At 43.7% G+C, this 12667-nt stretch carries 8 protein-coding genes, 1 tRNA gene and 1 pseudogene; 5 read left to right on the top strand and 5 right to left on the bottom strand.

Annotation, left to right across the window (positions count from 1 at the left end; translation table 11 throughout):
- Positions 1–160: 160 nt before the first annotated feature.
- Positions 161–2782 (bottom strand): EAL domain-containing protein, encoded by a 2622-nt coding sequence (locus tag AT746_RS17320; RefSeq protein WP_062482995.1) that lies wholly within the window; start codon positions 2780–2782, stop codon positions 161–163.
- Between the two features lie 138 nt (positions 2783–2920).
- On the bottom strand, positions 2921–3322 hold the full coding sequence (locus AT746_RS17325) for a c-type cytochrome (protein WP_062482997.1): 402 nt from the start codon (positions 3320–3322) through the stop codon (positions 2921–2923).
- A 290-nt stretch (positions 3323–3612) separates the two neighbouring features.
- Between AT746_RS17325 and AT746_RS17330 the strand changes: the two genes are divergently transcribed.
- Positions 3613–3689, top strand: a tRNA-Arg gene (locus AT746_RS17330).
- Positions 3690–4234: 545 nt separating this feature from the next.
- A pseudogene (locus AT746_RS17335) lies at positions 4235–5158 on the top strand (IS3 family transposase); the annotation flags it as partial.
- A 438-nt stretch (positions 5159–5596) separates the two neighbouring features.
- Here the strand turns inward: AT746_RS17335 and AT746_RS17340 are convergent.
- The gene (locus AT746_RS17340) at positions 5597–7105 is read right to left on the bottom strand and encodes a hypothetical protein (RefSeq protein WP_062483000.1); all 1509 of its coding nucleotides are present in this window, start codon (positions 7103–7105) and stop codon (positions 5597–5599) included.
- Positions 7106–7378: 273 nt separating this feature from the next.
- Here AT746_RS17340 and AT746_RS17345 point away from each other — a divergent pair, with 273 nt between their 5' ends.
- The 3 genes from AT746_RS17345 to AT746_RS17355 are packed head-to-tail and all read left to right on the top strand — an operon-like array spanning position 7379 to position 9971.
- Positions 7379–8026, top strand: a complete 648-nt coding sequence (locus tag AT746_RS17345; protein ID WP_062483004.1) for a hypothetical protein — start codon at positions 7379–7381, stop codon at positions 8024–8026.
- A gap of 49 nt (positions 8027–8075) precedes the next feature.
- Entirely contained in the window at positions 8076–8816 is a 741-nt protein-coding gene (locus AT746_RS17350) for a flagellar basal body L-ring protein FlgH (protein ID WP_082633327.1), read from the top strand.
- A 6-nt stretch (positions 8817–8822) separates the two neighbouring features.
- Positions 8823–9971: a flagellar assembly protein T N-terminal domain-containing protein gene (locus AT746_RS17355; RefSeq protein ID WP_082633328.1), complete on the top strand. Its 1149-nt coding sequence runs from the start codon at positions 8823–8825 to the stop codon at positions 9969–9971.
- Between the two features lie 86 nt (positions 9972–10057).
- Here the strand turns inward: AT746_RS17355 and AT746_RS17360 are convergent, their stop codons facing one another.
- Together AT746_RS17360 and AT746_RS17365 are read right to left on the bottom strand one after the other, a co-directional pair.
- Positions 10058–10948, bottom strand: a complete 891-nt coding sequence (locus tag AT746_RS17360) for a LysR family transcriptional regulator (protein WP_062483015.1) — start codon at positions 10946–10948, stop codon at positions 10058–10060.
- Between the two features lie 194 nt (positions 10949–11142).
- On the bottom strand, positions 11143–12633 hold the full coding sequence (locus AT746_RS17365; protein WP_231730967.1) for an efflux transporter outer membrane subunit: 1491 nt from the start codon (positions 12631–12633) through the stop codon (positions 11143–11145).
- Between the last annotated feature and the right edge of the window lie 34 nt (positions 12634–12667).

Here is a 12667-nt window from a genome sequence, read left to right on the forward strand (position 1 = left end):
TCATTCCGACAACAAGAGCAGAGACCAGCGTACTTGTCGGGATAAATCCCGACCTACGATTAACCGGTAATCTGCTGAATAAATAAAATTTTAGGATGGAATTCATACCGACAACAAGAGCGGATATCGGCGTATTTGTCGGGATAAATACCGACCTCGATTAACCGGTAACCACTACGCCAATATCTTTGGGCTGCAGATCTTCCAGTCGTTGGGCCTCCACCACCATATTACCCTGCCCCAGTTCACAGCCAATTTCGCGCAGCGCGGTTAACTGTTCTTCCCGATCGATACCTTCGGCAATCAACTGGAAACCCAGATGCTCGGCAATGCTCAGCACTGACTGGATCATCTTCAGGTTTTTCTCCGATTTTGGCAGAGACTTAACAAAACGATGGTCGATCTTCACATAGTCAAAGGGGTAGGAGTACAGGTAGCTCAATGACGCCAGGCCGCTGCCGAAATTATCCAGCACCAGAGTGACACCGGCTTTCTTGAGCTTTTTCAGCGCCGGTAAAACATGCTGAGAACGCTGGTTCAGGGCATTCTCGTCGAACTCCAGTACCAGTTGCTCCGGCGAAATACCATATTCCTCTAATTGCTCCAGCAACTGATTAACCAGCTTGCTTTGCAGAATATGATTGATGCTCAGGTTCATAGCAATACGCAGCGGCTTGTTGGCCTGTGATTTAAGCTTACTCAGGCTTTCACAGGCCTTTTCCAACATGAAATTATCCATTTCTATGGTCAGCCCGGTATGCTCTGCCACATTCCAGAATTGTTCTCTTTTCACTTTACCTAAGGTGGGGTGAAGCCAGCGGATATAACATTCCAGATACACCCACTCATTATTGCTGAGGCTGACGGCCGGCTGACAGAAACATTCGAACAGACCTTCTTTGAGCATGCGCCTGAATTCGCTTTCCAGTTCCACTTCCTCAAGTAACCTGTCACGCATACTCGAATCAAAGGTCATATAACGGCCGCGACCAAAAGCTTTAGCCTGATACATGGCCGCATCAGCGTCCCTTATCACCTCATCGGCATTGGAATACCAGCTCTGAATAAAGGCAATACCAATACTGGCACCGGAATACATTTCCTTGTCATCCAGTAAAAAGGGTTTGCCGAGCAAATCAATAATACGGCTGGCAACTTCTTCGGCATCGTCTTCGTCATCCAGACAATCGAGCAGGATGACGAACTCATCACCGCCCAGACGCGCAAGTAAGTCATGGCCACGGATGCACTGGCCGATACGCTTGGACACTTCAATCAGAAACATATCGCCGGCATGGTGACCAATGGTGTCGTTGATCAGCTTAAATCTGTCCAGATCGATAAACAGCACCGCAAAATTATGCTCCGGATGCCGTTTTTTATTGGCTACTGCCAGTTCCAGCCGATTGGTAAATAAAACTCTGTTAGGCAAATCTGTGAGCGCATCATGGTGGGCATCGTGGATCAGCTTAAGCTCGATTTCCTTACGCTCTTCAATTTGTTTTTTAAGATGCTGGTTGGTTTTATACAGCTCCTCAGTGCGCTCTTTTACTTTATCAGCCAGTTGCTGGTTCATTTCCTGAGTGGCTTCAGCCGCTTTTTTACGCTCCATGGCCACGGCAATGTGGTGGGAAACAAACTTTAACAGCTCGAGATCCTTGAGGGTGTAACCCTTATCTTTCTCATAGGTCTGTACCGCAATCACACCAGATATATCCCCGTCCACCACCAGTGGTGAACCTAACCAACAGTTATTGCGCTCAATCATGCGCTCACTGACTTCATCTTCCAGCTCACCGCTCTCGGTCAGGGCACTGGCTCGTTCCAAATCAATCAGTGCGGCCTGGCCAGTATTCAGCACATACTCTGTCAGCCCTTTACCCAAAGGACGAGAGTCAATTTGCTGATCCTTTTCATCACTGTAATAGGGAAAATCCAGACGCTTGCTTTTCTCGTCCAGCAGCGCCACATAACAGTTAGGCGCGCTGAGCAGGCGGGACAGAATGTCGTGCAGGCTGGCATAAAAATCCAGCATATCGCCTTCCACATTGGCGGACAGTTCAGATATCTCAAACAGTGCCTGCTGCAGTGACTCAATCTTTTGCCGTTCCTGAATCTCTTCCTGCAACTCTTCGTTAATGGTGCGAAGCTGACGGGTGCGCTCGCGAATGGTTTTCTCAGTGATCTCTCGGCTTTTTACCCGGTCAACCGCATTAACAATATGCTGGGAGACAAATACCAGCAGTTCCAGATCCTGTTCGCTGTATCGCACCGACTCGTCGTAACTCTGTACCACCATGGCACCAATTACCTGAGCACCACGCTTTAAGGGTACACCGATCCAGTCAACAGGATCCGAGCCCAGTTCCTCTGCGGCAATATGCTTCAGTTGTTGTTTGTAATTTTCCTTGGTCAGGAACAAGGGTTCACCGGTTCGCAACACATGGCCGGTAATGCCTTTTTTCAGTACCGATGAGGGTAACTGGCGAACATTCAGCTCATCAAACTCATCCACAAAATAGACAAAGTCCACCAGTTCAGTGTTCTGTTCATAAAGCGCAACGAAGAAATTGCGGGCATTCATCATGCCGCTGATAATGTCATGAATAGCAGGGTACAGGCGTGACAGCTCGCTCACAGAATTGGCGAGTTCTGAAATATCAAACAGGGCTTTTTGTAAAGCCTCAGCCTGCCTGTATTTTTCTGTCAGTTGCTGAAGTTGCGGTACCAGGGCCCGTAACTCTTCAGCACTGAGGGCTTCAGCATTTCTGTCGATGGTCATAATGCCTTTTATGAAAGCGAGTCCTTTGTTTATGTAGTTATATAATATCGCTAACCGGACAAAAATAGCGCAATTGATAACAAAAGGCCACCAAAAAGGTGGCCCGTGTCGCACAGAAATCACTTATCTTTGAACAGATTAGAGACCTTCTATCATATGCTCAATGGCGGCTTTAATATCATCTTCAGAGCAATTGGCGCAGGTTCCCATCGGCGGCATGGCGCCAATACCATTGATAGCGTTACTCAGCATGGAATCGAACCCCGGCTCCATACGTGGCGCCCAGTCTTCTGCAACACCGATTTTCGGTGCGCCCATGGCACCCGTGCCATGACAGGCAAAACAGGATGCCTGATAAATTTCCTGACCAGAACGCGGGCCTGAATCTGCCTCTGCGGTTTCAGCCTCAGCACCGGATACCCGCACCTGCCCAATTGGCTTAATGCGTTCTTTAATGGCGTCAGCCGATGAATCTGATGCCTGACCGGCAAAGGCCACTATTAATCCAACACTCAAGACGATCAACGTTTTAATCTTCACAACCTACTCCCACTGCCACTGGTCTGCATAAATAATGATTTTTTCTGGGCCAAGATTATAACGGTTAATCATTACCCTACAACCTTTTATACTAACTCTGTAGACGATCAGTTCAGCTCAGATCCGAGCAACACCCTGGTCAGGCCTGTAATGGCCCGGACTAAAAGCTTTCTCTCACTGACAAAAATGCAGCCTTCAAGATTGATTTCGGCCCGGGTTTACGGCATAGTACGCCGCGCTTAGGCCGGTGCAGCAACCTCAGCTGTCAAAGACCAAGCCACCATCACAAACCGCCCGTAGCTCAGCTGGATAGAGCGCTGCCCTCCGGAGGCAGAGGTCAGAGGTTCGAATCCTCTCGGGCGGGCCATTTAAATCAGGTTTTACATAGATAGTATTCACTAACTCCTGTTGACCCGTGACCAAAATATTTCTTCCGCCTTAGCCACCAACGACTGCCTTTTCCGACCTTCACTGACTAAATCATTGCCTCTGCAGCGTTATTTGCCCTGACTTTCCTTATGACCTTTGCTAATTTTCTCTTACCGGTACAAAAATCAGAAACAGTATCTTCTTTTTTTCCCATCTTCGAGTTTCGGAATATGTATCAACAATACTAATCTCTGCTTCCAGCAATGGAGCAAAGTGGACTTTTAACTACCCTAACCAAAAATCGGTGATGATAACTTCGGGTAAGCACAATATACGTGAAGAAACACTCTTCCAGTGATATCTGAAATTTCATCTTCTTCATATTGATCAACCTGCAACCTGCCCTGATCTAATGACACCGGACAATTTAATCAGAGACAATAACCGTCAGAGATTGAGGTGTCAGTATGAATCAGAAACGTGCGCATAAGCGCTATCCTAAAGCCTTTAAGGAAGAAGCGGTAGCCTTGTGGTATTGGAGCAGAGCTACAGCGTTTAATACGTGAGAATAAGACACTGCATATGGAGAAAGAAATTCAAAAAAAGCCTGCGTCTTCTCTGCCAAGGAAATGAAATAACGAAGGACTTTATTCAGACCGAAGCCTGTCATTTCCCAGTCACTCTGCTGAGTCTGGTGATGGGGGTAAGCCAGTCTGCTTATTACGACTGACTGAAGCGCCCAAGGCAGTTGATTGATGCTCAGGAGCTGTATTTGTACCGTCGCATCAAGACGTTGTGCGAACGTAGCAGGAGTAGCCTGGGGAATCGGGAAATGACCAAACAATTACGCAAAGAAGCCTTTGAAATTGGCCGTTACCGAGTCCGGAAGATAATAGCAACACTGGGGCTCACTGTTACCCTGCGTGTGGCTATAAAGCCACCACAAAGCGCAAGCACAGTGATACGGTGGCAGATAACATGCTGAACCAGAACTTTAACCCCATTTGGGACGAATCACGAGTGGGCCGATGAAGTCACCTATCCCAGAACAGCAGAAGGCTGAATGTATCTGGCCATTGTGATGGATTTGTATTCACCGCACATTGTGGGCTGGCACGTTGATAAGCGCATGATCAGCAAAGCCCTTATCAAAGCCTACAACGTACACCAGACACTAAAAGGAATGGTGTTCCATAGCGACCGGGGCTCGCTGTACACGAGCAAGGCCTATCGCAGATTGGTAGAGAGCTGAGCTATGGCATGTGCGCCAGCATGAGTGACGTGGATACCTGCTGGGATAACGCCACAGTTAAGCGCTTCCTCGGTAGCCTTAAGAATGATTGGCTGTTGAAAGTACATCAGCCAAGTGGTGAGCACATGAAACAGGACGTTGCGACTTACATGAGGTATTACAACCTCGAAAGGCTGCACTCGGCGGACAATGATACCTCGCCTGTGGAATATTGAAATTCTCAATTAAATGTAATCCGGTTGGAGTTGACCAGTACAGTGTCCGAGCATTAAGGCTCTCATCGACCTTGTAACAGCTGCGCAAAGCAGAACACCACAGTAAACTATCTTTACATTCGCCAATCAAAGCTTTGAAGCTAATCAACCTAGTTTTCAAATAAGCAATCTTAGTTGTAGGTACAGTAGTGGTTATGAACTGAAACTCGCTGGTTTTGTAGTCTCTCGACCTGAGAGAACATGCAATAGAACCTATACTCATAGAAACACTGTCTATAGCATAGCCGGTAATGAGAACCGTATTTTAGCCGCTGGAGATACATTTTTCGCGGACCAACGGCTAAATTGGGCTTTTGACCTTAATCAATCTGTATTTCAACGAAAAAAGCAGGATGAAATATTGATCGTTAATCACACTGGGTTAAGTTTTCAAGAAGTTCAGTCACCATTCAATTGGTTATGTAATGACATTTTATAACCAGTCGGAGCGTGCTCATCAATCTCTAGCAAAAGGTATAGTTCAGGGGACTCCTCGTTTAGTGTAAGCAATAGACTATCTAGTATGATCTCATTATTATCTATCCACGCTATCACATAAACTTCGTATGTATTGTTTAGTAATGTGGCGGTAGTTGATGTGCCAATATTAGTTTGCCTCTTAGTTCCCGCAGTCTCAACAATCTCGTCATTTTTAACAAAATAAAATGTGACACGAGAAAAATCCTCAGAGTATGCGAGATTTAACATTTTAATCTCATGTTCCTGAACCCTTCTTGCTGTACTATTCTGTACTATTATTGTCTTTATTTTTGCTTCTGTTTCGTCAACGACACCATCTCCATCTTCGTCGAAATCACCGTCCTCATCATCATCAACCCACTCTTCTATTAAATAATAAAATACGGTCCGATCCGTGTTTTTCGGTATAGTAACCAACTGATTAGCCAACAGTACTTCATTAGTCTCCCCGTCCATAAGACTTACATGATAGTCGCCTTTTCTGACCACGAATTGGTCGGAAAACTCTCCAATAGACAAATTGCTTGCTAACGGAACATCGAGCTCAGAAATATCTGATGTTAAAGAAATGGAACCATTGTAATCTTCCATTAACTGGTTTCGTTGAATGCCATTATAGAATCTAATCTTAGCCTCGTCATCTACAGCCTGATACTCATTAACTCGTGTGCTGCCAATATTGTCCATCACAAATGGGGAAGACCCGACACCAGGGTTGCGCCTGACAGAAAGAACATATTGATTAGTGTAAGGATAGGATATTTCTTCTGACTCAAAAATCACCTCACTCTTACCAGGTTCGGTGATATAGAATATATATCTATCTTCTTCAAACTTAAAATTATCGCTTAAGTCAAGATAATGAATACTGGTAACAAATTTTGCTTCAGAAAAGGTTTCGTCATGCTCAGATATATATATATCAAGTGGGCTATCATAATCAACAACATTAAGGAACCTCAGATTGAACAAATCATCGTCCTGATCGTCATCATCATCGATTATTGGAATATTAAATACCGTGGCATCCTGGTGTGGTAGATCCCCACTCATTACGACCAAAGTAATCTCATCATCTCTGACACTAAGCTGACCTTCGGAAATAAGATCAAGATCCTTTCTCAACTTACTATCCTCATCATCCTGCCACGCTAGTTCGTAATAGTACTTCTGAGATGGAACCGACTGATTCTTTAATGTTTTACCATACCTGACTGCGCCATAGGTTATCTCAACTTCGTCATCGTCATCATCATCCAGATCCTCATCGAGAGTCAGGTGGACGGCAGGAGAATTCGCAGACGCATTATAGAAATCAATAAAGCCAGAATCTTCTGTGTCGGAACCACATCCGGAGAGAAAGAAAACAGAAAAACCAACTGAAATAAAAACTTTACAATAAAAATAATTTGTTAAATTTAACAACATTTAATATCCTTAAAAACACAACTTCACGGAAAAACCTTTGTCATTAGAACCTGATTAAAGTTCAGATATAATCGTCACCAAAATTATAAAACCAGCCAATCCCAAGTTCGACAGCGTCTTTATAGATCAGGAAGTCACAACATCGAACAATTATAATAAGTTCCAATTGAATTTACTGTTAGGATTTTAAATACATTTCATTAGTTAAATGATTACATCTCTTCTTCAGATAATGAGTATTATAAAATCTTAAAAATAACCAGGTGACTTAGTATGGTGAACGGCTATTCTAGGCAATCGGAGATTACATCAGATCTCGGAGTGGACAGTATCAATAGCGCCAGTAAAACTGCGGGACAAAATCGCGCACCAGAAGAGTCAGGAACACAGGATACCTTTGGTAGCCTTCTAAACTTCTTCGTTGATCAAAGTGGTATAAATGGCAGCCGGGTCGATAAGCAATGCTCATGTTTTGAAAATAATGGAGAAAAACATATTAGTCCCAATGCTGCAGGATCTGTTAATAATAAAATTGGTACAGAAGACATATCGAACCTACAGAGAACGCTGGAAAACGCATTAATGGCTTCGCTCGCCTCCCCAAATCTCGCTGAGAAAAGTAAAGAGCCAAGTGATACTACAACGAACCTTACCGTGACTAGCATGACAGAGCGCTTTCTATTTGGAAAAGATGGTCTGGACACAAAGGATCTACTGGAGCCTTTCAATCCGCTCAATCATATTCCCATTATTTCAGACCTATATGGTAATGGTAGTGACACTGAAATAGGTGCGTTTAGCAGTTTTCTGGGTAGTTATCTTTTCGCAGGAAACATTGGTCTGGCATTCTCAGCTGCTGACATGATATCGACCGCAGTAACGGGAAGAAATCTGTCTGAAAATATTCTTGATACTAAATAAACTATGAACACAGACTACCTTGAATAACTCCAAAAACTTGAGAAGTACCATGATGACTATAAAAACTGGATTACTATTAATGACTTGCTTAGTCGTAGCATCTTGCAAATCTATTCAATACCCCAACACTGATTCAGCCAAGGCTACAGAGATATCATCAAAAAAGCAGCTTAGTAATCTAGAAAAAATCAAGAATAGAAATCACCCTGACTATTCACCTATTCACATCAGAAACACAGAGAGCATGCAAGTATATCCCGGCTCTCTATTTAATCCAGACAGTTATAACGGCGTCCTTCACAAGAAAGAAAATTATAATATAGGAGATATGATAAAGGTCACTTTAATGGAAAGAACTGAAGCTTATAAAACACAGAATTTAGCCAACGAAAAATCAGACCAGATGGATATCCGCCCACTTGAGATTAATGCTGGCTCGCTGAACGTGAGGAGAGGAGATGTGAGCATGAGTCACAAGCAGGATAGTAAGTTTGATAGTAAGTCCAACTCTAAACAAGAGAACTACTTAAAAGGTGAAATAAACGTTTTTGTTAATGAGATACTTCATAACGGGAACCTATTAGTTTCAGGTGAAAAATGGATAAAACTTAATGAAGGAGACGAATACATTAGAGTTTCAGGAGAAATACGTATTGCAGACATTTCTCCAGACAACATTATAGCATCGACAAATATTGGCAATCCACTAATAGAATATAGTGGAAAAGGTCGACTGATGGACAATCAAGACAGAGGGCTCATTAGCAAAATACTATCATTTTTCGAATAAAAATTTATGAAAACATTATTCTTTTTTGTAATTATTATTTCTCATAGTATCTCTGCTGCAGTGCCCGAATGGATTGAAGGAAAGGGCCGGGTGAAAATATCTGGTGCTCCGCTGGAGGAGGCCAGGCGACTGGCCATAGAGAATGCTATCGCTGACGCTTCTTACAGTGCAGGAGCAATAGTCACAGCAGAAGATTCTTTGATGAACGGAGTTCTTAGCAACAGCACCTTAAAGGTTTCAACCAGAAGTAACATTAAAAATATCGAAGTATTAAGCGAGTCAATCGAAAACGATATTCTCTCAGTTAATATAAGGGTAAAAATCCGTGACTATAATAATTGCAGAGAAAACGGTTATAAAACAAAAGTCCTGGTAACGAATTTTCAAATATCTGAACCTCGGCAGGCTTCGATCGGGAAAATATATTCCTTAGGTCATCACATTACAAATAGGATTTCAGATCAGTTTAACGTCCGCTCAGATCATGCTGTCGCTTTAGCAGCAAATGTAGCACTAAACAGAAACTCATTGTCAAATAGTATCGATAGAACACAAGTCCTGAGTCAGTCTGATACCATTGCACGCAGATTCGACACACAATATGTAATTTTTGGAATGGTGAGAGATCTATCGCTCTTCGAAATCAATGAGGACTCTCTCTTTACAAACGAAGAATTTATTGCTAGAAACTTTACACTTTCGTTACTGGTAGTCGATGTATTCAGAAGTTTAGTGATTATGGAAAAATCCTATCATTTTGAATCAGAATGGGATTTCGATTTATTTAGGAAAATAAATCTGAACAGCAGTGTTTTTTGGCAATCCGATTATGGAAGATCTTTGATAGATTTACTAATTGAGATAGTTGGTGAAATCGACTCCGAAATCTCATGTCAACCAGTTTTTTCACAGATAGTATTCAGAATGAATGGTGATTATGTCATTAACTCAGGGAATAAACACAACGTTGAAACTGGCAGTAGGTTTCCTTTGTTTAGGAAAGCAATATTGCCGCCAGATACGATCTTACTTCGTAAAGTCGAGGGCTCATCCTTTACAGTGATCTCTACAGATGAAAATACAACTTTACTTTCAGCACAAGACAACAACATTGCTATGTCAGCACAATTATACGATCTGGTTCAATTAGAATGAGGGTTACACTGGTCTAATAACACTGTGCGCTATTAGAATGAAATCTATAAGATATTTAACAAAAGAAACTGTATGATTTATTTGTATCATAGTTTTGATTTCCAGATTTTTCGAGAGGCGTCACATGAATTCCCATTCTGGTTCATAATCAGATAGTAATTTATTGCATACGATTTCAGTTCGCCGCTTTCCAATCTTAGTAGTGTATTTTTGGACACATCATTGGATACAAGGTCCGCTGGAAGAAACCCCCATCCCTTTCCTTTAACAATAAGGTTTAATTTTGTTTCCATATCATTTACTGATATTGTTTTCCGGGACAAAATAGGCTTCTCGTCATCTCCTTCTGGATCGTACGAATTTTCTTCGAACACTATCTGAGTCTCGTTTTCAAAATCTAGTTTATTTTCTTTCTCACTTTTTAAAACACCTTGATAAGCGGAGCTGCACATCGCATAGAAACGCTCTTTAGAAAAAGTTCTCATGACTAATTCATTTGGTAGCGCTTGGCGATTGGAAATGACTTTACTTAATGGCAATATTGCAAGATCCCATATACTTTTTGAAAATAGGTCGTACATATCAGATTGTGGATGTAATGTGGTGAATGTCAACGCAAGTTGAGGGAAATTAAAATCCAGAAAGTCAGCTAACTTCAATATCTGAAATCGACTCAATGATGCATCATATACTATTTCGTATTCCATCTTGGTCTCACCAGGAATTTTTGCAGGGAACCGTTTCAGAGCGTCCGCGGATTCTAGCAATTTTTTTGCTTCAGCCAGGAAGGTAGTCCCTTCGCCGGTTAAGCTTAATCTGTAACCGTCTCTGGAAAATAGTTGTATTCCTATACTGTCTTCCAGTGATTTTATAGCCGCACTGACTGAAGGAGCTGACTTGTATAGTCTGACGCTGGCATTTCTAACAGAGCCATATTCCGCAACCGCTTTGAATACACGTAGTTGTTCAAGTTTCATCACATCAACATTTAAGATAGTAATAGTTTACTATCTTAAATGTTTGCAGCTCCATGTCAATCCCACCTTCGTATCTGGTTGATATTACTAACGGGTCTTTTGTACCCATTCCGTGGCGGAAATTTTCAGTAGTTGAGAACGCTATAAATAATACTCTCTCAATACGTTTACAGTCATTTACCTAGCAAGTCACTTCATCCCGCACCAATCACCTGATACAAAGCCACACTGTTTGTCAGTCGTTGTGCCTGGGCTGCCACCCGCGCCAGCTGGGTCTGTTGTGCCTGCTGCCGGGCTATGAGTAACTGCACGTAACTGGCCGAGCCAAATCGGTATTGTTGCTCAACAGAACGCAGGGAATCACAAGCTGCATTGTTCGCAGCGTCCATTGCAGCCAGTGCCTGAGCGTCATTTTCCACTGCTCTCAACACATCAGCAACATTACGAAAAGACTCCAGCACAACACTCTGATAGTTAGCGGTAGCCGCGTCAAAAGCAGCTTGTGCTGCACGCTTTTCAGCTGGAAGTCCCCGGTTAAATAAAGGCTGGGTCAGTTGTCCAACCAGGTTCCATACACTCGAACCGCTGCTGAACAAGCTAGCGGTCGTCATAGCCTGGCTTCCGAGGTTAGCGTTCAGATTAATTTGTGGATAGAGCTTAGCGATGGCCGCACCATAATTGGCATTAGCCTCGTGTAATAGAGCCTCTGATGCCCTAATGTCCGGACGGTGGCGCACCAACTCAGAAGGAATTAGTAAAGGCAGCTCGGCAGGCAGGGCGAAATCTGCCAGCTTGAATTCAGGGAGCCCATGCTCACCCGGGGCACGTCCAGCGAGGACGGCGATTAAATGCTCGGTTTGTTGCATTTGCTTACGTAACGTTGGTAATTCCGCACGTTTCTGCTCCGCCAGGATTTTCTTTGCAGATACCTCATCCGGCGCCGCTTGACCATAGCGTAAACGTTCTCTGGCAAGATACACCTGCTCTTCAAGGTTCTGCAGGATGACACCCATGGATTCGATCTGTTCTGCGAGCCTTGCCCGGGTTATGGCTGCAGTAGCGATATTACCCGCCAGAACCAGCTGTGCAGCTTGAAATTCGTAGCGATGATAATCTACACGAGCAGCCAGCGCTTCCAGTGTCCTTCGGTTACTACCCGCGAGATCAAGGCTGTAACGCACACCAACACTGGCGTCGTAAAGGCTGAATTTCATTGCATCCCCGTCCAGCCCCGGAATATTTGGATTCATACGCTGACGCTGAACACTCAAGCCAGCATCCACTTGGGGATAAAGTGTCGAGCCCGCATGAGCCGAATAGATCTCCTTAGCCTGACGCAATGTGGCCTTGGCAGACATCAGCGACGGGCTGAAAGAAAGAGCTTCCTCGATCAATCTGTCAAGCGTGGGGGATTTCAGACTACGCCACCATCGCTCATCCACTTGCATGCCCGTAATAAATTGCTGTTCTCCAGCAACTGTTGTAACGGCTCCTCTGGTTCGGGTATCAATCGATGTTGTCGTATAGCGTGTCACCTCAGGAGCCTGAGGGCGTTGAAAATCAGGTCCGGCGGTACAGCCTGCGAGCCCGACAGTTAGAGCTAACCCCAGCACTCGCCAGCTTTGGAGATACCCGGTTCGTCTGCCATTGATGACAATGCCATATCTCTTTCTCATGTTAACCATAGAAATGCTCCAGGAATGGTTTGCGAAAGTTCCG

The organism is Lacimicrobium alkaliphilum, from assembly GCF_001466725.1.
Lineage (GTDB): Bacteria > Pseudomonadota > Gammaproteobacteria > Enterobacterales > Alteromonadaceae > Lacimicrobium > Lacimicrobium alkaliphilum_B.